A 22,493-nucleotide genomic window follows, 5' to 3' on the forward strand; every position below is an offset into this window, starting at 1 on the left:
CGCGCAAATGAAGGCAGAAACTGCCAAAGTTCCCTGCACCATCGTCACAGGCTTCCTCGGAGCCGGCAAGACGACGCTGATCCGCAACCTCCTCGCCACTGCCAATGGCCGCAGGCTCGCCCTGATCGTCAACGAATTCGGCGACGTCGGCGTCGACGGTGACATCCTCAAGTCCTGCGGCATCGAAAGCTGTCCGGAGGACGCCATCGTCGAACTCGCCAATGGCTGCATCTGCTGCACGGTGGCGGATGATTTCGTCCCGGCGCTGGAAACCCTGCTCGCCCGTCCCGACGCACCTGAGCATATCGTGATCGAGACCTCGGGCCTCGCGCTGCCGAAGCCGCTGGTGAAGGCCTTCAACTGGCCGGCGATCCGCTCCCGCGTCACGGTCGACGGCGTGATCGCCGTGGTGGATGGCGCCGCCGTCGCGGCGGGCCGGTTTGCGGACGATCCCGAGGAATTGAAGCGTCAGGCCGAGGGTGATGCTTCACTCGATCACGACAATCCGCTGGAGGAAGTCTATGAGGACCAGCTTCTGTGCGCGGACCTCGTGGTGCTGAACAAGGCCGACCTGATGTCCGCAGGCGAAGCGGACAGCGTCGAGAAGGATATCGAGAAGACCGTGCCGCGCGCCGTCAAGGTGGTGCGCACCTCCGAGGGGCGGATCGACGCCGCCGTGCTGCTGGGCCTCGGTGCTGCTGCGGAGAGCGATCTCGACGGACGCCCTTCTCACCACGACCACGAGGAGGAGCACGACCATGACGATTTCGATACCTTCGTGCTGGATCTGCCCGCGGTGGCCGATGCCGATGCGCTGGTGACCAGGCTGAGGGCTGCCGCCGACACGCACGACATCCTGCGCATCAAGGGTTTCGTCGCCGTCGAGGGCAAGCCGATGCGCCTCCTGCTCCAGGGTGTCGGCACGCGCTTCTCCCAGCATTTCGATCGTGCCTGGGCACCTGGCGAGGCCCGCGCCAGCCGTCTCGTCATCATCGGCGAGAAGGGCATCGACCAGGCAGCCATCCGCAAGACCCTGGAGCACTGATGCACCTGCTGCCGGCAGATACGCGCTCGCTCGACGCCAGTGAGGCCGCCATCGATCTGGGCCAGGCGCCCGGTGAGATCGTGTTCGCCTCGCTTACGGACAGCGATCTCGCACTGGCGGCAGCCTCCGGCCTCGATCAATTGCGTCTCGCGCCGCTGCAGAAACTGCGCCACCCCATGTCGGTGGATCTCTATGTCGAGAACACGGCGCGGCATGCGAAGGCGATCCTGGTGCGGTTGCTCGGCGGAATGGACTACTGGCGCTATGGCATCGAGGAACTGGCATCCGCCGCGCGCACCCATGGGATCGCGCTCGCCCTCATCCCTGGCGATGCAAGGCCCGATGGCAGGCTCGCGGCGCTCTCGACCGTTCCGGCCGCCGCGCTGGAGCGGCTGGATCGCTACTGGCGCGAAGGGGGGGCAGCGAATGCGAGGGCGTCGCTGCTGTATGCGGCAAGGCTGGGCGGGCTGGATTTCGGCGAGCCGGAGGAGCCGGTAGCGGTGCCGAAGTATGGGGTGCTGGGAGCGGGAAGCTCCTGTGCGGCTCCCGGAAACGAAGGCCCCGCTGGGAAGGAAGAGGCGGACATGAGGTCCGCGCTCCCAGCCGCCATCGTCTTCTACCGCTCCATCCTTCTCTCCGACGACATCGCGCCCATCACGGTCCTCGCGCAAGCGCTTCGCGCCAGGGGCCTGGCACCCACCGCTTTCTATGTCGGTTCCCTCAAGGATGCCGAAACCGCAGCCTGGATGCGACAGCAGCTCCTCGCATCGAAGCCCGCCGTCGTCCTCAATGCCACCGCCTTTTCCGCCCTCGACGACGATGGCAGCTCCCCGCTCGATGCTGCCGGCTGTCCGGTGCTGCAGGTCGTCACGTCGTCGTCCGGCGAGGAAGCCTGGGAAGGCTCCAGCCGTGGTCTTTCGGCAAGCGATCTCGCCATGCATGTCGCCTTGCCCGAGCTCGACGGCCGCCTGCTCGCCGGCGTGATTTCCTTCAAGGCCGAAAGGCAGGATGGCGCCTTCTCGCGTCTCGCGCATGAGCCGCATCGCGAGCGTGTCGAAGCTGTCGCCGCCAAGGCGGCGGCCTGGGCCCGGCTTGCAGCCAAGCCGCGGGACCAGCGCCGGTTGGCCCTGGTGCTTTCCAACTATCCGGGCTTGGATGGCCGCATTGCCCATGCCGTGGGCCTGGATGCACCGGCTTCCACGCTGGCGATCCTCGATCGGCTGGCGGCCGAAGGCTACGCGGTCGTGGATCGGCCCAGGGACGAGGCGGACCTGCTGTGGAGGCTTTCGGGAGATTGCCAGCCGGAGACCCGCGGCCGGAGGGAACTGTCCCTTCCGCTCGCGCGCTATTCCGCCTGGTTCCAAACCCTGCCGCCCTCCATTCGCGAGAAGCTCCTTGCCCACTGGGGAGAACCCGCCGCCGATCCTCTCTGCAATGACGGGGCCTTCGCCTTCGCGTGCCTCGCCTGCGGCCATGTCGCCGTCGCGATCCAGCCGGACCGGGGCTCGGCGCTCGACCGGAAGGGCGATCATCATTCGCCCGACCTGCCGCCGCGCCACGCCTATCTCGCCTTCTATCTCTGGCTCCGAGAGAGTTTCGGCATCGATGCCATGATCCATCTTGGTACGCACGGCACGCTGGAATGGTTGCCCGGAAAGGCGGCGGCCCTCTCGGCGAGGTGTTTTCCCGAACTCGCGGCGGGTCACCTGCCGGTGCTCTATCCCTTCATCGTCAACAATCCCGGCGAAGCGGCGCAGGCCAAGCGCCGGCTGGGAGCCGTGACCATCGGTCATCTCACGCCGCCCTTGCGCGAAGCGGGGCTGTCGGGCGCGGCGATCGAGGTCGAGCGCCTGATCGACGAATGTGCCAGCGCCGATGGACTCGATGGCCGCCGGATGGGGTACCTCCGGCGCGAGATCATCGAGAAGGCGCAGGAAAGCGGCCTCATCGCCGAATGCGGCATCGCGCCCGGTCTCGGCGAGGAGGAGACGCTTGCCCGCCTCGACGCCTTCCTGTGCGACGTGAAGGAACTGCAGATCCGCGACGGCCTGCACGTCTTCGGGAGGGCGCCGGCGGAGGCGGGGCATCTGCTCGACGTGCTTGCTGCGGCCAGCGGCGAGGCCGAGCGTGGCGTGCTGGCGGCCCGGCTGGAGACCTGCGGGGAAGGCGAGATGGCCGGCCTGATCGATGGCCTCGACGGGCACTTCGTCCGTCCGGGACCCTCCGGGGCTCCGACACGCGGCCGCGCCGACGTGCTGCCCACCGGCCGCAATCTCACCACGCTCGATCCGCGCTCGATCCCGACCCGCGCTGCCTACGCGATTGGATCGCGTGCGGCCGATGTGCTGGTGCAACGCTACCTGCAGGATCATGGCGAGCATCCGCGACGCATCGTGCTCGACCTTTGGGGCTCGGCTACGATGCGCACCGGCGGCGACGATCTCGCCCAGGCGCTGGCGCTGCTCGGCGTCAAGCCGGCATGGGACAACGGCTCCAATCGTGTCTCCGGCTTCGAAGTTCTTCCCCAGGCAAGGCTGAGCAGGCCGCGCGTCGACGTTACGTTGCGCATTTCCGGCCTTTTCCGCGATGTCTTCGCCCAGCAGATCACGCTTTTCGACGAGGCGGTGCGGGCCGTCGCGGCGCTCGACGAGAGCGCCGGCTGGAACCCGCTTGCCGAGGCCACCAGGGCGAGTGGCGAGCGGCCGCTGCGCATCTTCGGCGCGGCGCCGTCGGCCTATGGAGCCGGCATCACCGACCGCATCGCTCGCGGCGCCTGGGAGACTCGCGCCGATCTCGGCCGCGACTATCTCGCTGCCAGCGCCCACGCCTATGGCGCCGGCTTGGATGGTGATGCCGCACCCGCCGATTTCGCCGAACGCGTGGCCAGCGCCGACGCCCATGTTCACGGCCAGGACCATCGAGAGATCGACATTCTGGACGATGTCACCTTCGCCGCCCATCAGGGTGGATTTGCCGCCGCGCTGGAAGCGCTCGGCGCGAAGGCGGCGCTCTATCACGCCGACCTGACCAATCCGCAGGCGCCGAAGCTGCGAAGCCTCGGCGAGGAGGTCGGACGCCTCGTGCATGGACGCGCGGCCAGCCGGCGCTGGATCGACGGCATGATGGCGCATGGCTATGCCGGTGCCGCCGAGATGGCGAATGCCATGGATTCGCTCTTCGCCTTTTCAGCGACCGCCGGCGTCGTCTCCAACGCCGCCTACGACCGCATGCACGAAGCCTATGTCGAGGACGAGGAGGTCAGCGCCTTCCTCGAAAGGAGCAATCCTGCCGCCGGGCGGGCGATCCGGTCGCGACTCGCCGAGGCGATCCGTCGCGGCCTGTGGCAGCCCCGGCGCAACTCGGCCAGCCGGCTCCTGGACGATGCGGCATGAGCGGGGTCAGGAAAGGCTGGTGTCCCGGCGCCCTCAAGCCGATGCGGACCGGCGACGGGCTGCTCGTGCGCGTGAGGCTGACGGGGGGGCTTCTGTCTCCTGAACTGGCGGTCGCGCTTGCGCAGGCGGCGCGGGACTATGGCAACGGACTGTTCGACCTTTCCGCACGCGCCAATCTGCAGTTGCGCGGCGTGGGGGACGAGACCCTGCAGCCGCTGCTGGACCGTTTGTCCGAACTCGGCGTGCTGGATGAGAGTGCGGCAGCGGAGCAAGTGCGCAACGTGCTCGCAGGCCCGCTGGCGGGGCTCGACGACACGGCGCTGATCGATGTCGGGCCGCTGGTCCGCGAACTGGAGGCGCGCCTGACACGGGACGAGCGCTTCCACGTGCTGCCGGCCAAGTTCGGGTTCCTGGTGGATGGCCGCGGCGCGCTCTCATTGGACGGAGTGGAGGCTGATGTCGGATTGAGGGCAGTGAGCGCACAGGCGTTCATGCTGACGGCTGGCGCTGCCGATCTCGGTACCGTTTGGAGGGACGAGGCCGTCGAGGCAGCGCTGGGACTTGCGGAGCATTTCCTCAGCCTGCGTCAACCCGACGAACGCCGCATGCGGGACCTGTTGAAGCGGCTGCAGCGAGACGCGCAGGGCAATCCTCTGCCTTTTCTTGAAGGGGACAGGGGCAAGGGCCCGGACGTATCGGTGGATGGCACCGCCCGTTTCCCGCATCGGCATGGCCACGGTCCCGACGTCACACGTTCAATCCCTGGACCCATTCCCTCTCCAGGTCCGGAAGGGAGACTCGCGGGCAGGTACGATACCTTCTTTGCCGCTGCCGCTCCCTTCGGCCGTCTCGATGCGACCCAGCTCGAAGGCCTTGCGTGCCTTGCCGAGGCCCATGAGCTCCAGCTCCGCCTGACACCCTGGCGCGTCATCCTGCTGGCGGGGCACAGTGCCGTTCCGCTGCCCGAACTTGGGGACAATGTTGCTTCCCTTGGTCTCGTCACCGATCCCATGGACCCTCGCCTCGCGATCGCTGCTTGCCCGGGCAGTCCTTCTTGTCTATCCGGCGAGGCGTCGGCGCAGGTCGACGCGGCGAGACTCGCGCCGGCACTGGCGCCGCTCATCCGGGCCGGTGCTTCGGTGCACGTTTCGGGCTGTGCCAAGGGATGCGCCCGTCGGACCCCGGCTTCGATCATGCTGGTGGGGAAAGCAGGCCGTTATGCCCTTGCTTTCGACGCCGATAGCAAGGTTGCCAGCCCATGGCCGGCGATGGAAGTAGACGAAATAGCGGCGTTCCTGGCCAAGAACCCGCAACAGAAGAGCCTCAAGAGCAAGAGCCATGTCTGAACGCGACTATATCCGTGACGGTGCCGAGATCTACCGCCGATCCTTCGCGATGATCCGGTCCGAAAGCGACCTCTCGCGCTTCACGGCGGAGCAGGCTCCTGTGGTCGTGAGGATCATCCATGCCTGCGGCATGGTGGAGGTCGCCGCCGATGTCGATATGTCGGCTGACCTGGTGTCGAGCGCCCGCGCGGCCCTGCGAGCCGGCGCGCCGATCCTGTGCGATTCCAAGATGGTCGCCAACGGCGTCACCCGCGCCCGCCTGCCGGTCGACAATGCGGTGATCTGCACGCTGGACGATCCGCGCACGCCCGAACTCGCCCGCCAGATCGGCAATACGCGGACGGCGGCGGCCATGGAACTGTGGCGCGAGCGCCTCGGCGGCGCGGTGGTCGCCATCGGCAACGCGCCGACGGCGCTCTACCACCTGATGGACATGATCGACAAGGGCGCTCCCAGGCCGGCGGCCATCCTCGGTGTTCCCGTCGGTTTCGTGGGTGCGGCCGAATCCAAGGATGACCTGCGCGCCTGGGGACGGGTGCCTTGGCTCATCGTGAAGGGGCGTAAGGGAGGCAGCGCCATGACGGCGGCGGCCATCAACGCATTGGCGAGCGAAATCGAATGAGTGCCGGTCGTCTCTACGGTGTCGGCGTGGGCCCTGGCGATCCCGAACTGATGACGCTCAAGGCGGCGCGGCTGCTGCGTTCTGCCCCGGTCGTCGCCTACTTCTGCAAGCAGGGCCATCGGGGCCATGGCCGCACCATCGTGGAAGGTTTCCTTGCGGATGGCGTGATCGAGGAGCAACTCGCCTATCCGATGACGACCGAGGTGGCAGCTTCGGACCCGGCCTATCATACTGCATTGAAGGGTTTTTACGACAGCTCAGCCGCGCGCCTTGCCGCCCATCTCGACGCCGGGCGCGATGTCGTGGTGGTGTCGGAAGGGGATCCTTTCTTCTACGGCTCCTTCATGCCGATCTTCCACCGCCTTGCCCCGTCCTACGAGACCGAGGTGGTCGCCGGTGTTTCCGGCATGGCGGGCTGCTGGACGAGGGCCGGTACGCCGATCACCTATGGCGACGATATCCTCACCGTGCTGCCGGCTACGCTCGGACGCGAGGCGCTGAAGCGCCATCTCGAACTTGCGGACGCAGCGGTCATCATGAAGCTTGGCCGCCACTTCGCCAAGGTGCGCCAGGTGCTGGAGGAACTCGGCCTTGCCGCCCGCACAGTCTATGTCGAGCGCGGCACGATGGCGGGCGAGAAGATATTGCCGCTGCCGCCTGCCGATTTTGACGGCGCGCCCTATTTCGCAATGCTGCTGGTACCGGGACAGGGGCGCCTGCTGTGAGGAGAGCGCCTGCAAATCCGCCTCCGCAGGGGGAGAGGGGATGTTCTAAATGACCGGCCGCGTGATGATCATCGGCCTTGGGCCTGGGCCTGCCAAATGGGTGACGCCGGAGGCGAGCGCGCTGCTGGAAGAGGCCACCGACATTGTCGGCTACGGGCCCTATGTGGACCGTGTGCCGCCGAGCCGCGCTGTGCGCCATGCGAGCGACAATCGGGTCGAGATCGATCGGGCGCGTCACGCGCTCGAACTGGCGGCGGGCGGTGCGCGGGTTGCGGTCGTCTCGGGCGGCGATCCCGGTGTCTTCGCCATGGCTGCGGCGGTCTTCGAGGCGGTCGATGCCGGTGAGCGCAGCTGGCGCGACCTCGATATCGTGGTGGCGCCAGGCGTGACTGCGGTCCTGGCCGCTTCGGCCCGTATCGGTGCCCCGCTCGGACATGATTTCTGCGTCGTTTCGCTTTCCGACAATCTCAAGCCGTGGTCGATCATCGAAAGGCGCCTCGTCGCCGCAGTCGAAGGCGATTTCGTGCTTGCCTTCTACAACCCCGCTTCGAAGGCGCGGCCAGACCAGATCGGCAAGGCGTTCGAAATCCTGCGCCGGATGGCCGGCGACCGCATCGTCGTCCTGGCGAAGGCGGTCGGGCGTCCCGACGAGGAGATCGTCTACACCAGCCTGGTCGCCGTCGAGCCGGGCGATGTCGACATGCGCACGCTGGTTCTGGTCGGTTCCTCGCAGACGCGGATGATCGAGCGGGAAGACAGGGAGCCCTGGATCTACTCGCCACGCCGCTGGGAGGCGTGAGTTGGCTGGAGACTCATGGCAACCCTCATGCGAGGGCCTGCGTCGGTCCGGGCGGTCCGGCTTCGGGCACCGTCCTCTCGATCCACGCCAGGGCTTCGCGGGCCGTCGCGACCGTTTCCACATCTGGAGCCTCGGGCCGTTTCAGCAGGATCACCGGAAGGCCCAGGCGTCTTGCTGCAGCGATCTTGCCGTAGGTCGCGCTGCCGCCGGAATTCTTGGTGACCACGACATCCACGCGCTCCGTCCTCATCAGGGCAAGCTCGTCCGCCTCCGCGAAGGGGCCGCGGGCCAGGATCAGCCTTGCCTGCGGCGGCAATTCGTCCGGTGCATCGACCGAGCGCACCAGGTAGAAGTGCCAGGGCGTCGCGAGGAAGGCCGGCAGTTCCAGTCGACCGGTGGTGAGGAACACGCGGCGCGGCTCCTGGCCGAGCGCCAGCGCCGCCTCCTGTGCGCCCGCCACCTCGGTCCAGTTGTCGCCGGGGCCGGCGCGCCATGCCGGACGGCGCAGGGCGAGGAGCGGCACTCCTGTCAGGCGCGATGCGGCCGCGGCATTGGCGGACATCCGTTCGGCGAAGGGATGGGTGGCGTCGACCAGCGCCGTCACCCGGCTGTCTCCAAGGAAGCCGCACAGCCCCTCCACGCCGCCGAAGCCGCCGATGCGATGGGGGAGGGGCGGCAGCGCCGGCTGCTGCGTCCGTCCGGCCAGGGAGAGCATCGCCTCGAACCCGGGGCGTTCGGCCAACAGGCGTGCCAGCGCCGAGGCTTCGGTTGTGCCGCCGAGGATAAGGATCATGATTGCCTCATGAGGATTCGATGAGCGCTATCAATCATTCCAATCGCTGGCTGTCCATCGTGGGCATCGGAGAGGACGGTCTCGCCGGCCTCTCGCCGATTGCCGCTGCAGTGGTGGAGAGGGCCGAACTGCTCGTCGGTGGTGCCCGTCATCTCGCCATGGTGCCGGAAAGTGCCGCCAGGCGCCTTGCCTGGCCGCCGCTGCTCACGGGCGCCGTCGCGCAGATCGAAGCAGCGCGCGGTCGGCATGTGGTGGTGCTCGCCTCTGGCGATCCCTTCCTGTGGGGTGTCGGCGTGACGCTCGCCCGTTCGATTCCGCCCGGGGAGATGGCCTGCTATCCCGCGCCGTCCTCCTTCGCGCTCGCCGCGGCGCGGCTTGGCTGGGCGCAGCAGGATTGCGCGTTGATATCCCTGCATGGCCGGCCGTTCGAGACGCTGGTCCCGCATATCCAGCCGAGCGCGCATATTCTGGCATTGAGCTGGGATGGTTCCACGCCGGCCAAGGCTGCGGAGCGCCTCGCCTCCATGGGTTTCGGGCCCTCGCGCCTCACTGTGCTGGAGCGCATGGGGGGAGCGTGCGAAGTCATCCGCTCTGCGACGGCAGCCGCCTTCGATCTCGGGGATATCGATCCCCTCAACGTGCTGGCGATCGAAGTCGTTGCCGGGCTCAATGCGCGGCCGCTGCCGCTATCGGCCGGACTGGCGGACGAGTTCTTCGAAAATGACGGCCAGCTCACCAAGCGAGAAATTCGCGCGGTCACGCTGTCGGCCCTTCAGCCGCTGAGAGGCCAGCTTTTGTGGGACATCGGCCTCGGAGCCGGTTCGGTCGCCATCGAATGGCTGCTTCGCCATCCTGCCAACCGCGCCATCGGCATCGAGGAGAACGCCGACCGTGGTGCGCGGGCACTGGTCAATGCCGTCAACCTCGGTACGCCGAACCTGCGTATCGTGCACGGCGTCGCGCCGGCCGCGCTTGAGGGACTGGAGGCACCTGACGCCGTATTCATCGGCGGCGGTGTCGGCGACGCGGCGGTATTCGAAGCCGCTTGGGGGGCATTGAAGCCGGGCGGCCGGCTGGTCGCCAATGCCGTCACGCTGGAGAGCGAACAGGCTCTGGCGCAGCAGTTCGCCCGCCATGGCGGAGGCCTGATCCGCCTTTCCGTCGAGCGGCTTTCCCCCGTCGGCAGCATGCATGGCTGGCGTCCGGCCATGCCCGTGACGCAATGGAGCGTGACGAAGCCATGATCCGTATCGTCGCTGCCGGACTTGGCTGCCGCAAGGACTGCCCGGGCGTGGAGATCGCCGATCTCGTGCGGCTGGCCCTGCGTGAGGCCGGCGTCACGGCCGGTGATCTCACCGGCCTGTTCGCTCCCGCCTTCAAGCAGGGCGAGGCAGGGCTGGCCGAAGCCGCTGCCCTGCTGGGCGTGCCGCTGGTGCTCATGCCGGAGACGGCCATGAAGAATGCGGAAGCGCGGACGCTGACGCGCTCTGAACGCGTGGTTGCCTTGACCGGGCTTGGCAGCGTGGCGGAATGCGCCGCTCTTGCCGGAGCGGGAGCGCAGTCGCGGCTCGTGCGCGCGCGCATAGCGAGCGCGCGCGCGACTTGCGCGATTGCCATCGCGGGCTAGCGCGAAATGGATTCAAGGCGAAACGTTCGTGCGGCATAACATACAGAAACTGCAGGTATTTTACGTGTCGTGGTGATTTCGCGTGAGAGTCAAAGTGCGCTGGAGATCGTCATTGTTTCCATCCTCCCTCACCAGGGACGGGTGCAGAGAGGGAGCCCTTCATGACCGTTCATTTCATAGGCGCCGGGCCGGGGGCGCCCGACCTCATCACCGTGCGTGGCCGGGATCTGGTGGCAAGGTGCCCCGTATGCCTCTACGCGGGCTCCCTGGTGCCGCGGGAGATCATCGCTCTGGCGCCCGCGGATGCACGCATTGTCGACACCGCTCCGCTGACCCTCGATCTCATCATGGCTGAGATCGAGGACGCCCATGCCAAGGGGCTCGACATTGCCCGCCTGCATTCGGGGGACCTGTCGATCTGGAGCGCACTCGGCGAGCAGACGCGCCGCCTTCGAGCCCTCGGCATTCCCTACACGATCACACCGGGTGTGCCTTCCTTCGCAGCGGCCGCAGCGGTGCTCGGCAAGGAGCTGACCCTTCCGGAAGTCGCCCAATCCGTGGTGCTCACCCGCACTTCAGGCCGTGCGTCGGCGATGCCCGAAGGTGAGACGCTGGAAGCGTTCGCCGGGACGGGTGCGACCCTCGCGGTGCATCTCTCGATCCACGCGCTTGGCCGGGTGGTGGCCGAGACGGAGCCGCATTACGGGGCGGACTGCCCAGTCGCGGTGGTCTTCCGGGCGAGCTGGCCGGATGAACGCGTGGTGACAGGCACGCTCGGGGACATCGAGGCCAAGATCTCTGCTGCCCCGATGGAGCGAACCGCCCTGATCCTGATCGGCCGCTCGCTCGGCGCGGAAGATTTCCGCGAAAGTGCTCTCTATGACCCGGACTACCGCCGGCGCTATCGCGGATTCGAGGGGTAGATCCCGCGCGCACGGACACCCCCCGCCGTTCCGCAGCCCGCCAGGTGTACCGGGCGAGGAAACGGGCAGAATGCCGCTGCACTCGGATTCAGCAGTTGCGACTGCATTCGGATAGGAATGTCGCGTTCAGGCTATTTCATGTCCTGAATCCGGGCATTCTGCTCAACACCCCTTGCTGGTTGCGTCCCGCCATGACTCCCCGTCAGACTGCCCTCTTCGGCGCCTTCCTGGCGCTTGCCGCCGGAACCGTCTTCTCCTTCGGCAGCCTGACAGTTCGCATCTCCCCTAGCCTCGATGCCGTGCAATATCTGTTGTGGCGCAGTTTCGGCCTGCTGCCACTGGTGATGGTCGTGGCCCTCCTCCAGGGCAAGTCGCCCCTCAGGCAGATGCTGTCGGGCGGCTGGCTCGGCCTCGGCGGGGCCGTCTGCATGACGGTGATGGCCGATCTCTTCATCTTCGCCATGAAGACGACCACCATCGCCAATGCCCTGCTTTTCTCCAGCGCCGCGCCGCTGATCGGTGCGATCCTCGCACGCCTGATCCTCAAGGAACGGATCCTCCTCTTCACCTGGCTCGGCATCGTCATCGGTATCGCCGGCCTTCTGGTCATGACATGGGGTGAACTCGGCAGCGGCAACGCCATAGGCAATATCGCCGCTTTCGGCGTCGGCTTTGCCTACGGACTCTACTCGATCATCGCGCGCATGGGCCGGGATCGGGATATGTCCGGCGTCGTGATGGGCTGGGCGGTGATCACCATCATCACCTGCGGCATCTACATGCTGGCGACGGGCTCCAGCTTTGCGACGCCGATGGCGGAAAACCTGGCTGCCATGCTGCATGGCGCGGCCTTCATCGGCGGCGGCATGTATCTGCTCAACGCCGCCGCCCGCCATGTCGGCGCGGGGCGACTGGTGCTGCTCGCACAGACCGAGACGATCCTCGGCCCCGTTTGGGTGCTCCTGTTCTTCGCCGAGGTGCCACGCCTCACCACGATCATCGGCGGCGCGGTGCTGCTTACAGGCGTGCTGCTCTCGGCCTTCGCCCGCGGCGACGCAACGGAGGAAGAGACCGAGGTTGCCGCGCGGGCCTCGGTTTAGGCCTTCGGATGCCCATCGGCGCCAAACCAGAGCGTTGAGCCCTTTTGTCGGGAAGGAAAAGAGGGCGATCGGTGATCGCCCCTTCCGTGGTCAGGTCGGTTTTCTCCGTATCAGCCGCGCGAGGCCCGCAGCCCGTCGATGACGTGCCAGACCACCGCACCGAATACGATGGTGCCTCCCACGATTGCGGCTTGTCCCGGGTTCTCGGCAAAGATCAGGTAGACCCATAGGGGCGAGAGCACCACGTCGAGCGTGGTGATCAGGCCCGATTCCGCCGCCGGTATCTTGCGAGCGCCGGCCAGGAACATGAAGAAGGCAAGGGGAATCGAGGTGAAGGCGAAGACCGCCAGCACGAGCCAGTCCTGTGGCGTGGCATGGCCGGGCGAGGCGTAGGGCAAGCCGACGAGGGCGGTGAACCCGCAGCAGACGAGGTTCACGGGCAGCATTTCGAGGCCGGGCCGCGCCCGCACGATCACCGCCACGATTGCAAAGGTGAGCGCCATGCCGAGCGCCAGCCCGTCACCGAACAGATGGCTGGAGCCGAAGGACCCCGAAACCATGACGATGACGCCCGCGAGTGCGATGAGAGCTGCCACCAGCGTCTTGAGAGGCACCATCTCGCGCATGATCAGCCAAGCGAGCCCCGCTGCCCAGAAGGGCGTGGTGGCATAGATCACCGAGACGTTGGCGATCGTGGTGTGGAACAGTGCGCCGACATAGAACAGCATGGACAGGGACGCGCACGCTGCCACGCCCAGGCCGAACCAGCCGATCGAAAAAAGGGCCTTGAAGCTGTTGCCGCGATGCATGGCGACCAGGCCGACAAGCATATAGACCGCCCCGATCGCTGCCCGCATGCTCACGGTGGTCCATTCGTCTACGGTGAGAAGGCGCGCGAAGATGCCACTGATGCTCCAGGCGACGGCGGAGGCGGCAACAAGAAAAACGCCGAGACGATGGTCGGATCGGACGGTGGCGGAATCGACGAGGGCGGACATGGGGAACCTGTGAGTTGCACCGCACCATCGGGGTTTCGCATGATTTCATCAAGGAGGATTATCTATCTTCATCGGCAAGAAAAACTTGATGATCCGTACGCCCTCGAATTCCTATGGCGTGGCGCCTCTCGTCTTCGGATTCCTCCGGGAATAGCCGGTCGCGCAAGGGGCTTGAAGTCGGACACGGAGTGATCGCCGTTCCTGTCGGGTTCTGCACCGCTCATGTCGTGTGATGCAAAGGCGCGAATGGCTTTGCCCTGTCTATTCCCGGTGACAGGGAGAATCCTCATGGCCAAGACATTCGCGATTGTTGGAACGGGCGTGATCGGCGCCGGCTGGGCGGCAAGGGCGCTTGCCCATGGCCTCGACGTCGTCGCCTTCGACCCGGCGCCCGGCGCCGAAGAGAAGCTGCGCGCTGCCATCGACAACGCCTGGCCGGCGCTGGAGAAGCAGGGGCTCGCCGACGGAGCGGATCGCAAGCGCCTCGGCTTCGCGAACACGATTGCCGAGGCGGTGAAGGACGCCGATTTCATCCAGGAGAACGCCCCTGAACGCGAGGAACTCAAGCAGAACCTGCTTGCCGAGATCGACGCTGCCGCCAAGTCCGGCGCCATCATCGGTTCCTCTACATCCGGCCTGCTGCCGAGCCGCCTGCAGGCCAGGATGGCCAATCCCGGCCGTCTCGTGGTCGGCCACCCCTTCAACCCGGTCTACCTCCTCCCGCTGGTGGAGGTGCTGGGCGGCAAGCAGACCTCACCGGACATCATCGAGCAGGCCAAGGCCTTCTACACCTCGATCGGCATGCGCGCCTTGCATGTGCGGGTAGAAGTCGAGGGCTTCATCGCCGACCGGCTGATGGAGGCCCTGTGGCGCGAGGCGCTCTGGCTGGTCAATGACGGCGTGGCCACCACCGAGGAGATCGACGCCGCAGTGGTCTATGGCTGCGGCCTGCGCTGGTCGCTGATGGGTACGTTCCTTACCTTCCACCTCGCCGGCGGGGAGGGTGGCATGCGCCACATGCTGCACCAGTTCGGCCCCGCCCTGAAGCTGCCCTGGACCAAGCTGGTGGCGCCGGAGTTGACGGAGGAACTGATCGACCGCGTTGCCGATGGCTGCGAACATCAGGCCGCGGGACGCTCGATCAAGGCCCTGGAGAGAAGGCGCGACGATTTCCTCATCGAGGTGATGGCGCTGGCGAAGAAATATTGGCCCGAGGCCGAAGGTCTGGAAGGAAGGATCTGATCCAGCATGCCGGACGCCCCATCCGAACCGCCCTGTGTTAAGAATGAGCCGTCGTCAGATGCGGAGGGGACATCCGCACTCACGGGGGCTGCCCCAATGCACTTGCTTGATGAAACAGTCCGTCCGGAATGGATCGACTACAACGGCCATCTCTATGACGGCTACTATGCCGTCATCTTTGCCAAGGCCGTGGATGAATTCCTCATCAGGGTCGCCATTACGCCGGCTGTGCGCGAGACGACGAAGCACACGCTCTACACGATGGAAACGCATGTCCGCTTCCTGTGGGAGGTGAAGCTCGGCACCCCCGTTTCCGTCACCTGCCAGTTGCTCGAACTCGATGCGAAGCGGGTTCGCGTTTTTCTTTCGATGCACGACAAGGTCCGCAACATCGTAGTGGCGACCTCCGAGCAAATGCTGATGTCGATCGACCAGAGCGGCGAGGCCCATTCGGCGCCGTGGCTTCCCGACACCGCGCGGATCCTTGAGGGCCTGCTCAAGGAGCACGCATTGCTGGCGATGCCCAAGGATGCCGGGCGGAGCATTGCGATCAGGCGGTAGTGCTCACGGGCAACCGCCATCTTGCCGGTTCTTGGAAACGACGGTGCTGGTCTGACGGGAAGAGCGGGCAAGATGCCCGTGTACCCGGAAATAGCCTCTTGCGCGCACCCCGTGGATGTGCCTGCCTGCCGTCAGTCCGGCCAGCCGCCAGGGCTTGTTTCGGCACCGTCGTCATAGCGCGACAGCCACTCCACCGCCATGTCGCGATAGCGTGTCAGGCCCTTGTAGTCGATCAACTCGGGCGGGAGGCTCTTGAGCACGCGCGGCAGGCGACGGCCCCATTTCGGCACCTGCACCAGCTCCTCGAGCTTGATGAGGTAGCAGCGGATCGGAAAGACGATGGCGTTGGAGCGTGGCAGGCGGAAGAAGCTCTGCAGTTCCACGCGCAGATGGAGCTTGTTGCCGATGTTCTCCGGCGTCAGCGTCGTTCGGTCCGTGCCCCATTTGTGATAGTTCTCGGGCGAGGTGTCGAGGCGGGGATTGATCGTCATCGTCCAGTTGAGACGGCGCACGGGGGAGCCCTGGCGCAGGTTCAGCATGAATTTCAGGGCTCGTTCGAACACGCCGAGCTGGTGGGCGAGAGGCACCGGGCCGTGCCATTCCATGAAGTTCATTCCGATGTCGAAATCGAGCGACCAGTCGGCTTGGGTGGTGACGATCCCGGCATCCATCCACAGATTGCCGTCGCGCTGGTCGAGCAAGCAGAAATCGCCCTGGCTCTGACGGGTGATGTACTCCATCGGGCCATAGGGCAGGGTCGAGACGTCGCCGAAGGTGAACTTGTCGTCGATGCCGAGCGGGCGGTTGATCCAGTGCCATTTGTCGCCGTCGCGCGTCAGCGAGAAATGCTCTGGATATGAGGTGGACTTGCACTCCATCAGGAGTTCCAGCAGGTCCCAGCCCGCGAGGGTCATATGCGGCAGTGACTGGCAGCGCAGCGGGTCTTCCTTCAGCACCAGGGCGCGGTCGTGCATCTCGGAGACATAGTGTTCGTCGACGTCGATGGGATGCTCATAGACCGAGCCCTTGGGGCCGGGGGTATGCGGCTCGATATTGACCGCATACATGTAGGCATCCTTGTCGAACGGGAAGGGGAAGCGCCGGATTGCCGCCGGGCTGTTGCGAAAGGTGAAATCGTCGCGGAATGTTTCCTGGCGGAATTCGATGCCCATGAGGGTCTCCTGTGAGAGGTTCCTAGGACCGCAGACGTTTCGCCTACCCTTGAAGCGCTTCATTTCCAAGAGCAGGCGAGACGTCTGCGGTCCCAGGGACGCTATCCTGACGTTTACAAATCCAGCACCAGCTCCCGGCCCTCGAAGCGCGAGACGCAGGGCATGACCTTGGTGCCGGAGGCCTTCTCGGCCTCCGAGAGGTAGTGATCGTTGTGGAGGAGCGTGCCGTCGCAGCCGAGGACATGCGTCTCGCACTGGCCGCAGGCGCCGCCCCGGCAGAGATAGGGCGCATCGACGCCGGCCGCCTCGATCGCCTCCAGCATGCTCTGATGTGAGCCGACCAGGATCTGCCTGCCCGACCGGGCGAGCGTTATCTCGTAGGGCTTCCCGGTGGCGGGCGCGATGAACTGCTCGTTGTGCAGGTTCTGCTCGGGCCAGCCCTGCTTGCGGGCGGTGGTGAGCACCCAGTTGATCATGCCGCCGGGACCGCAGATGTAGAGATGCGTGCCGAGCGGCTGGAGCGACAGCAGGGATCCGAGCGGAATCGCCTCGCCCTGGCTGTCGCGGTAGACGTGGATGCGCTTGCCGTAGCGCTGGGCCAGATGTGCGAGATAGGCGCCGTGCTCGTCGGAGCGCACGGCGTAGTGCAATTCGAAGGGGCGGTCCTCGTCCGACAACTGCGCCATCATCGCCATGAAAGGCGTGATGCCGATTCCGCCGGCGAAGAGGAGATGCTTCTTCGCCCGCTGGTCCGGGGGGAAAAGGTTGACGGGATGGCTGATGCGCAGCACGTCGCCCTGCTTCACATTGCCATGCATGAACAGGGAGCCGCCGCGCCCATTCTCGTCGCGCCGCACGCTGATGGTGTAGCAGGAAAGATCGCCCGGCGAGCCCATCAGCGAATAGGGGTTGCGCCGGAGGGTGTCGCCATCCTGCATCTCGACCACGACATGGGCGCCGCCCGAAAAATTCGGCAGGGGTGAGCCGTCGACGGAGACGAAATGGAAGCGCTTGATCTCGGAGGTGACGTCATGGATCTCGGTGACGCGCACATCGATCTTCGGCGTCTTGTCGCTCCGATTTGTGTTGCCGTTCATGGAAAGGCCTCCTCGGTTGCCGGGACGACGCCGGGCTCTTCGGCATCGATGCATACGCCCTGGAAAGCGGCGATGCGGCGGGAGTAGTGGTCACGCACCAGCAGCGTCAGGCCACAATGGCTGCACTTGACCGGTTGCGTCTTCACATGCTCGGTGATGCCCTTGCAATGGACGCATTGTACACGCCGCTCCTCGGAGCCGCGATGTTCGGTCTGCATGGACATATGGTCGACGCCGGCGTCGATCGCCACCTTCATGGCCTGGCCGATCAGACCCTCTGTGCCGGCGAGATAGATCTGCGTGCCCATGTGGGCATTCGCCAGGGTCTGGGCGAGGCGGGGCAGGGCGGCGGCGATGGAGGGACCTTCATAGAACCTGTCCGGGCCGAGCGCCTTCAAGGCCTCGCCGTAATTCTTGGGCGCGGCTCCGCCGGGAATGTAGATGATGTGCGCCTTGTCGAGGAAGGGCACGCTCGCGGTCTTGGCCACGTCGAGGATGGCTTGCGCACCCTCGGCATCCGCCACGAAGAGATGCAGCGTGGCGCCCGGGTTGATGGCGAGCGTGCCGTAGACGGGGCGGCTTTTGATGCCAGATACCAGCATGGATATTCCAAAGTTCACAGATGGACCATGGCTCGCCAAGCAAGGAGCGGGCCAGCTGGGCATTGCTCCCCTCTCCCGAACATCACCCTTTCAGGACTGGTGAGGGAGAGGGGCTTTGGCACTGTTACGCTGCGGTGCGCTTCTTCTTTTCCGGGTCGTCGAAGGTGATGGTGTGGGCGATGGCGGGGCATTGGACGTTCTTGCCCTTCACCTCGAGCTTCGTACCCTGCTTGGCGACGTCGACATCCATGCGCGCGATCGCCATGGAGCGCTTCGTCAGGCGCGAATACATGCCGCAGGTGACGACTCCCACCTTCTTGCCGCCGGCCCAGAGCTCGTCGCCGGCATCGAGGATCCTGTCGGTATCGGCGAGGACGCCGAAGATCTTGAAACGCTCCTTGCCCTTCAGGCGGAAATGCTCCTCGGCACCGCGGAAGCCGGTCTTGCCGGGCGAGACCGTAAACGTCAGACCGAGCTCCCACAGCGTATCGCCCGGCCCTTCGTCCGCGAAGGGATACATCTGCGAATTGTCGTAGGGATAGAAGAGCAGGTAGCTCTCCACCCTCAGCCAGTCGAGGGCGGTGAAGGACGCGGGCACGATGCCCATCCGCTTGCCTTCCTTGAGGATCGTATCCCAGATCTCGACCGCATCCTCGGACTTGCAGAAGATCTCGTAGCCGCGCTCGCCGGTGTAGCCGGTGCGGGAGATCATCACGGACTTGCCGAACAGGGAAGTCTGCATGTGATGGAAATATTTGAGATCCTTGATCCCGGGCACGTGCTTGGCGAGGTACTTCACCGCCAGCGGTCCCTGGAGGGAGAGATCCTGCAGATCGTCGTCGAAGAGAACGGCGACATTCTTGCCGACCGCTTCCTTCGCCATGTCCTCGAAGCCGGTGCCCGAGCCGTAGACCGTCATCCAGCTGTTGGGACCGGTGCGATAGAGAATGCAGTCGTCGGTGAACTTGCCGGCATCGTTGAGCACGCAGGCATACACGGACTTGCCGGGATAGACCTTGCGCACGTCGCGAGTGGTGAGGCGCTGGAGCACCTGGTGCGAATGCGGGCCGACCAGATGCGCCTTGCGCAGGCCGGAAACGTCCATCAAGGCCGCCTTCGTGCGGATCGCTTCATGCTCGTCGGCCAGGTCGGACTTGGTATAGGTCCAGGCCGTTTCCATCCCGTTCCAGTCTTCCAGGGTGGAGCCGAGCGCCTTGTGGCGCGCGGCGAGCGGCGAACGCCGCCAGGACATGACACTCATCGATGGTTCCCTTTCAGAATGGTGTGCCGGTCTTCAGACCGGCATTCTTTGAAGTTCTCGCAGGCGGTTTATTCCGGGCAGTCGCTTCCGCGTCGATTTGCGAAGACGGACCAAATTCTCGACATGGCCGGAAAAGGCCGAGGTTCCCCAGACCTTTGAACGAGGCGCTGAAATCCGGCCCCTCCCATCACATCTTCACCCGTGTCTTTTCCGGGTCGTAATGGGCGAAGCGCACCACCTTGGCCTTGAGCCGCTTCTGGTGGCCATCGAGCTTGCCGATCTCCAGTTCCGTCCCGATGGCGCTGGAGCCGACATCGACGCGGGCGAGGGCGATGGTCTTGTCGAGGATGGGTGAGCGCATGCCGGAAGTGACGACACCGATGCGGGCGCGGCCGAGATAGACGTGATCGCCATGATGGGCGCTCTCGCGGCCCTCGATCTCGAGGCCGACGAGCCTGCGCTGCGGCTCGGCCTTGCGCTTGAGGAGCGCGTCCCGGCCGACGAAATCGCCCTTCTTGGAAACGAGCGGCACCGTAAATCCGATGCCTGCCTCGAACGGGTCGATCTCATCGGTAAATTCATAGCCGGCGAAGATCAGGCCTGCCTCGATGCGCAGCATGTCGAGGGCCTCGAGGCCCATCGGCAACACGCCGAGCGGCTTGCCGGCTTCGAACACGGCATCCCAGAGCGCCTCGCCGTCGCGCGGATGGCAGAAGATCTCGTAGCCGAGTTCGCCGGTGTAGCCGGTACGCGAGACCACGAGCGCAGGTCCCTGGGCGCCGCCCAGGCGCGCGACGGCGGAGCGGAAGACCCCGATCTCGTCGACGGCCGGCTGGGTCGGAGCAGTCCAGATGATCTTGTTGAGGAGATCGCGGCTTTTCGGACCCTGCACTGCAATATTGTGGAGCTGGTCCGTCGAAGAACGAATCCAGGCCTTGAGGCCTTTCTGCTCGGCAAGATGGCGCAGGTGCACGCCCACATAGGGATCGCCGCAGATGAGACGGAACTGCTGCGGTCCGAGCCGGAATACGGTGCCGTCGTCGAGCATCCCGCCATGCGGATAGCAGATCGCCGTGTAGACCACCTGGCCGACCGCCAGCTTGGAGATGTCGCGTGTCACGGCATGGTCGAGCAGGGCCTCGGCATCGGGGCCAAGCACCTCGAACTTGCGAAGGGCGGAGAGGTCGATGACGGCCACCTTCTCCCGGCAGGCCCAGTATTCGGCCACGGCGCCATCCGCGAGGAAGGAATTTGCGAGCCAGTAGCCACGATATTCGACCATGCGGCGCGACAGCGGCGCAATACGCGAATGGAAGGCCGTCTCCTTGGTGAAGACGGGAGGTGAATCGGGTGTCATGCGGGTAGCGATCGCCTTGGGGAATTCGTGTTCCGCGCCATAGACGCGAACCTGAATATCGGTGGGGTTCCAGCCATTGGCGGGATCGATGTCGTCGGCGCAGGAGGAGGCCGCGCAGGTCAGATCGACGAGCGCACGCAGCAGGACGTAATCGCCCGGGCGGGACCAGGGCTCGTCGGCGCCGATGGTGCCGTCATGATTGACCTGCGTGTTGAAGAAGAAGTTTATCGCGGGCCAGCCGGGCCTCGCCGTGATGCCGAGGGGCCCGAGCACCTTGTTGAAGTTCTCCGAGCAGGAGTCATGGCCCGGGTAACCCATGTCATCGTAATATTTCATGGTGCAGGCGAGGCCGAAAGTATCGTGCCGGCCACAGGTGTCCTGCACCACTTCCACGGTCGCGCGCATGCGCTGGTCGTAGAATTTCGAGAACAGGCCAGGACCGGGATAGGCGCGGCCCATGATGGTGCGGGTCGCCGTGGCGTCCAGCCCGCATTCTATGCCCTGCTTCAGCAGTTCGGTATCGAAGGCCAGGAAGTCGGAGCACTGGCGTCCGTCGATATCCATGATCTGGATATACTGGCCGGCCTTCACCTCGAAGCGTTCGGCCGTCGCCGCCTTGATGCGAAAATCCTGGAGAGGCGCGGCGAGAGGCGGTGCGGGCAGGCTGGAAGGGTTGCCGGGCTCGGTGCGGGCGATTTCCAGCGCGAAATCCGTGGCCGGGGCGACGGCGTCTGCCGTGGAGGGAGCGGCGGGAACGATGAAGACGCAGGTCATATCCTCGGTCGCATCGAGGCTGAGGGCCTCGCCGGCCTGCGCCTCGGGACCGGAGACGAGGATGCCGTTGGCGCCCGAAAAGTCATGCCCCGTGAGGCGATGATGGGTGGCGCCCGCGTTTTCGTTGGCGGCAATCAGCCCGGCGAGATCCTCGCTCGGCGCGGGCGGATGCGAGGCGGGCAGGCTGGTCCGGGGCGCGAAGGCATAGAGCACGGCGTTCTGGCCGCCCTCGATATCGAACACCCTCAGCCGATCTCCCTTGCCAAGTGCAAAAACCTGGCTGGATCCACCGGCGACACGCAGCATTTCGGCTTCAGGCATGGCTGGGCCTCGTTGGATTGAGGGCGTGGAGATTTCGGAATTCGGACGTCGCACCAGTCCTCTCCCCGCAAGATTGGGGCGAAGGCAGGGGGGAGGGGGAGAACGGCATTCCCATCATCCGATCTCCTCGCCCAGGGTCCGGTACCGGCCGCCGAAGAACAGCAGGGGTTCGCCTTCGACGTTGTGTTCCATGTCGACCACGCGTCCGACGATGATGCGATGGTCCCCGCCCTCGTGCTGGGCGTGGTGCAGGCAGTCGAAGGCGGCCATGGTGTTCGGCAGGATGGGCGCGCCGAAGCGGCCGGCGGTGTAGTTCACGTCTTCCCACTTGTCGCCGCCCTGGCGGGCGAAGCGGACCGAGAGCGCGCGCTGGTCCTTCCTCAACACGTTCACGCAGAAGCCGGGTGCCTCGAGGAACGCCTGCAGGCTGCGGGCCGTGTTGGCGATGGAAAAAAGCACGAGCGGCGGGTCGAGCGAGACGGAACTGAAGGAGTTGGCGGTGATACCGATCAGGCCGGCCTCCGGATGGCGGGCCGTAACCACCGTCACTCCCGTCGCGAACAGGCCGAGCGCGCCGCGGAAGCGGAGCGGATCGAGGACCTCGCGCCGGTTCCCCTTGCCTGCCGGGTGTGATGCGTGCCCCTGAGCCATTTGACCTCGCGTCCGGAAGCGGCGGGCGGCCGCTTGGGCCGGGTGCCGTTCTCCCATTTTGTTTCGACGCACCTTCTTAGCCGAA

The 22,493-nt window shown here is 65.8% G+C and carries 20 protein-coding genes; 12 read left to right on the plus strand and 8 right to left on the minus strand.

Annotated elements, in window-relative coordinates; genetic code table 11:
• The first annotated feature begins 7 nt into the window (after window positions 1-7).
• Genes cobW through cobJ form a run of 6 tightly spaced genes read left to right on the plus strand, consistent with a single transcriptional unit; the run spans window position 8 to window position 7,929 of the window.
• Window positions 8-1,045, plus strand: a complete 1,038-nt coding sequence (cobW, locus tag AC6H34_RS15080; protein ID WP_448151345.1) for a cobalamin biosynthesis protein CobW — start codon at window positions 8-10, stop codon at window positions 1,043-1,045.
• Window positions 1,045-4,437: a cobaltochelatase subunit CobN gene (gene cobN, locus AC6H34_RS15085; protein ID WP_497539293.1), complete on the plus strand. Its 3,393-nt coding sequence runs from the start codon at window positions 1,045-1,047 to the stop codon at window positions 4,435-4,437. The genes cobW and cobN overlap by 1 nt, the downstream gene beginning before the upstream one ends.
• Window positions 4,434-5,783 (plus strand): precorrin-3B synthase, encoded by a 1,350-nt coding sequence (gene cobG, locus AC6H34_RS15090; RefSeq protein ID WP_497539294.1) that lies wholly within the window; start codon window positions 4,434-4,436, stop codon window positions 5,781-5,783. Before cobN ends, cobG begins: the two co-directional genes overlap by 4 nt.
• Window positions 5,776-6,405, plus strand: a complete 630-nt coding sequence (locus AC6H34_RS15095; protein WP_448149178.1) for a precorrin-8X methylmutase — start codon at window positions 5,776-5,778, stop codon at window positions 6,403-6,405. The genes cobG and AC6H34_RS15095 overlap by 8 nt, the downstream gene beginning before the upstream one ends.
• Window positions 6,402-7,130 (plus strand): precorrin-2 C(20)-methyltransferase, encoded by a 729-nt coding sequence (locus tag AC6H34_RS15100; RefSeq protein ID WP_448149177.1) that lies wholly within the window; start codon window positions 6,402-6,404, stop codon window positions 7,128-7,130. Before AC6H34_RS15095 ends, AC6H34_RS15100 begins: the two co-directional genes overlap by 4 nt.
• Window positions 7,131-7,179: 49 nt before the next feature.
• Window positions 7,180-7,929: a precorrin-3B C(17)-methyltransferase gene (gene cobJ, locus AC6H34_RS15105; protein ID WP_497539295.1), complete on the plus strand. Its 750-nt coding sequence runs from the start codon at window positions 7,180-7,182 to the stop codon at window positions 7,927-7,929.
• A gap of 25 nt (window positions 7,930-7,954) precedes the next feature.
• Here cobJ and AC6H34_RS15110 read toward each other — a convergent pair whose 3' ends face one another.
• Complete coding sequence (locus AC6H34_RS15110; RefSeq protein ID WP_497539296.1) at window positions 7,955-8,722, minus strand: cobalt-precorrin-6A reductase; 768 nt, start codon at window positions 8,720-8,722, stop codon at window positions 7,955-7,957.
• A gap of 20 nt (window positions 8,723-8,742) precedes the next feature.
• On the opposite strand from AC6H34_RS15110, the gene cbiE reads away from it, so the two are divergent.
• From cbiE to AC6H34_RS15130, 4 genes are all read left to right on the plus strand, one after another.
• On the plus strand, window positions 8,743-9,966 hold the full coding sequence (gene cbiE, locus AC6H34_RS15115; protein WP_497539297.1) for a precorrin-6y C5,15-methyltransferase (decarboxylating) subunit CbiE: 1,224 nt from the start codon (window positions 8,743-8,745) through the stop codon (window positions 9,964-9,966).
• On the plus strand, window positions 9,963-10,349 hold the full coding sequence (locus AC6H34_RS15120) for a cobalamin biosynthesis protein (protein WP_497539298.1): 387 nt from the start codon (window positions 9,963-9,965) through the stop codon (window positions 10,347-10,349). The genes cbiE and AC6H34_RS15120 overlap by 4 nt, the downstream gene beginning before the upstream one ends.
• 161 nt (window positions 10,350-10,510) lie before the next feature.
• Window positions 10,511-11,272, plus strand: coding sequence for a precorrin-4 C(11)-methyltransferase (gene cobM, locus AC6H34_RS15125; protein WP_448149173.1), 762 nt, complete (start codon window positions 10,511-10,513; stop codon window positions 11,270-11,272).
• 191 nt (window positions 11,273-11,463) lie between these two features.
• Window positions 11,464-12,372: a DMT family transporter gene (locus tag AC6H34_RS15130; RefSeq protein WP_497539299.1), complete on the plus strand. Its 909-nt coding sequence runs from the start codon at window positions 11,464-11,466 to the stop codon at window positions 12,370-12,372.
• Window positions 12,373-12,482: 110 nt separating this feature from the next.
• Here AC6H34_RS15130 and AC6H34_RS15135 read toward each other — a convergent pair whose 3' ends face one another.
• On the minus strand, window positions 12,483-13,370 hold the full coding sequence (locus tag AC6H34_RS15135; RefSeq protein ID WP_497539300.1) for a DMT family transporter: 888 nt from the start codon (window positions 13,368-13,370) through the stop codon (window positions 12,483-12,485).
• Window positions 13,371-13,658: 288 nt separating this feature from the next.
• Between AC6H34_RS15135 and AC6H34_RS15140 the strand changes: the two genes are divergently transcribed.
• Together AC6H34_RS15140 and AC6H34_RS15145 are read left to right on the plus strand one after the other, a co-directional pair.
• Window positions 13,659-14,612, plus strand: a complete 954-nt coding sequence (locus AC6H34_RS15140; RefSeq protein WP_497539301.1) for an L-carnitine dehydrogenase — start codon at window positions 13,659-13,661, stop codon at window positions 14,610-14,612.
• A 96-nt stretch (window positions 14,613-14,708) separates the two neighbouring features.
• Window positions 14,709-15,173 (plus strand): thioesterase family protein, encoded by a 465-nt coding sequence (locus AC6H34_RS15145; protein WP_448149169.1) that lies wholly within the window; start codon window positions 14,709-14,711, stop codon window positions 15,171-15,173.
• Between the two features lie 131 nt (window positions 15,174-15,304).
• Here AC6H34_RS15145 and AC6H34_RS15150 read toward each other — a convergent pair whose 3' ends face one another.
• The 6 genes from AC6H34_RS15150 to AC6H34_RS15175 all read right to left on the minus strand — a co-directional run bounded on the left by AC6H34_RS15150 (window position 15,305) and on the right by AC6H34_RS15175 (window position 22,408).
• Complete coding sequence (locus tag AC6H34_RS15150; protein ID WP_448149168.1) at window positions 15,305-16,345, minus strand: heme-dependent oxidative N-demethylase family protein; 1,041 nt, start codon at window positions 16,343-16,345, stop codon at window positions 15,305-15,307.
• A 113-nt stretch (window positions 16,346-16,458) separates the two neighbouring features.
• Window positions 16,459-17,442, minus strand: a complete 984-nt coding sequence (locus AC6H34_RS15155; RefSeq protein ID WP_497539302.1) for a PDR/VanB family oxidoreductase — start codon at window positions 17,440-17,442, stop codon at window positions 16,459-16,461.
• Window positions 17,439-18,044, minus strand: coding sequence for a dimethylamine monooxygenase subunit DmmA family protein (locus AC6H34_RS15160; protein ID WP_448149166.1), 606 nt, complete (start codon window positions 18,042-18,044; stop codon window positions 17,439-17,441). The genes AC6H34_RS15155 and AC6H34_RS15160 overlap by 4 nt, the downstream gene beginning before the upstream one ends.
• A 124-nt stretch (window positions 18,045-18,168) precedes the next feature.
• Window positions 18,169-19,296: an aminomethyl transferase family protein gene (locus AC6H34_RS15165; protein ID WP_497539896.1), complete on the minus strand. Its 1,128-nt coding sequence runs from the start codon at window positions 19,294-19,296 to the stop codon at window positions 18,169-18,171.
• Between the two features lie 196 nt (window positions 19,297-19,492).
• Window positions 19,493-21,757 (minus strand): trimethylamine N-oxide demethylase, encoded by a 2,265-nt coding sequence (locus AC6H34_RS15170; RefSeq protein ID WP_497539303.1) that lies wholly within the window; start codon window positions 21,755-21,757, stop codon window positions 19,493-19,495.
• A gap of 114 nt (window positions 21,758-21,871) precedes the next feature.
• The gene (locus AC6H34_RS15175) at window positions 21,872-22,408 is read right to left on the minus strand and encodes a flavin reductase family protein (RefSeq protein ID WP_497539304.1); all 537 of its coding nucleotides are present in this window, start codon (window positions 22,406-22,408) and stop codon (window positions 21,872-21,874) included.
• Window positions 22,409-22,493: the final 85 nt, after the last annotated feature.

It is taken from the genome of Labrys sp. ALF-8, from assembly GCF_059699065.1.

Coding starts and splice junctions, on each gene's coding strand:
- cobW (WP_448151345.1), top strand. CDS start 8: ATGAAGGCAGAAACTGCCAAAGTTCCCTGCACCATCGTCACAGGCTTC.
- cobN (WP_497539293.1), top strand. CDS start 1,045: ATGCACCTGCTGCCGGCAGATACGCGCTCGCTCGACGCCAGTGAGGCC.
- cobG (WP_497539294.1), top strand. CDS start 4,434: ATGAGCGGGGTCAGGAAAGGCTGGTGTCCCGGCGCCCTCAAGCCGATG.
- AC6H34_RS15095 (WP_448149178.1), top strand. CDS start 5,776: ATGTCTGAACGCGACTATATCCGTGACGGTGCCGAGATCTACCGCCGA.
- AC6H34_RS15100 (WP_448149177.1), top strand. CDS start 6,402: ATGAGTGCCGGTCGTCTCTACGGTGTCGGCGTGGGCCCTGGCGATCCC.
- cobJ (WP_497539295.1), top strand. CDS start 7,180: ATGACCGGCCGCGTGATGATCATCGGCCTTGGGCCTGGGCCTGCCAAA.
- AC6H34_RS15110 (WP_497539296.1), bottom strand. CDS start 8,722: ATGATCCTTATCCTCGGCGGCACAACCGAAGCCTCGGCGCTGGCACGC.
- cbiE (WP_497539297.1), top strand. CDS start 8,743: ATGAGCGCTATCAATCATTCCAATCGCTGGCTGTCCATCGTGGGCATC.
- AC6H34_RS15120 (WP_497539298.1), top strand. CDS start 9,963: ATGATCCGTATCGTCGCTGCCGGACTTGGCTGCCGCAAGGACTGCCCG.
- cobM (WP_448149173.1), top strand. CDS start 10,511: ATGACCGTTCATTTCATAGGCGCCGGGCCGGGGGCGCCCGACCTCATC.
- AC6H34_RS15130 (WP_497539299.1), top strand. CDS start 11,464: ATGACTCCCCGTCAGACTGCCCTCTTCGGCGCCTTCCTGGCGCTTGCC.
- AC6H34_RS15135 (WP_497539300.1), bottom strand. CDS start 13,370: ATGTCCGCCCTCGTCGATTCCGCCACCGTCCGATCCGACCATCGTCTC.
- AC6H34_RS15140 (WP_497539301.1), top strand. CDS start 13,659: ATGGCCAAGACATTCGCGATTGTTGGAACGGGCGTGATCGGCGCCGGC.
- AC6H34_RS15145 (WP_448149169.1), top strand. CDS start 14,709: ATGCACTTGCTTGATGAAACAGTCCGTCCGGAATGGATCGACTACAAC.
- AC6H34_RS15150 (WP_448149168.1), bottom strand. CDS start 16,345: ATGGGCATCGAATTCCGCCAGGAAACATTCCGCGACGATTTCACCTTT.
- AC6H34_RS15155 (WP_497539302.1), bottom strand. CDS start 17,442: ATGAACGGCAACACAAATCGGAGCGACAAGACGCCGAAGATCGATGTG.
- AC6H34_RS15160 (WP_448149166.1), bottom strand. CDS start 18,044: ATGCTGGTATCTGGCATCAAAAGCCGCCCCGTCTACGGCACGCTCGCC.
- AC6H34_RS15165 (WP_497539896.1), bottom strand. CDS start 19,296: ATGTCCTGGCGGCGTTCGCCGCTCGCCGCGCGCCACAAGGCGCTCGGC.
- AC6H34_RS15170 (WP_497539303.1), bottom strand. CDS start 21,757: ATGCCTGAAGCCGAAATGCTGCGTGTCGCCGGTGGATCCAGCCAGGTT.
- AC6H34_RS15175 (WP_497539304.1), bottom strand. CDS start 22,408: ATGGCTCAGGGGCACGCATCACACCCGGCAGGCAAGGGGAACCGGCGC.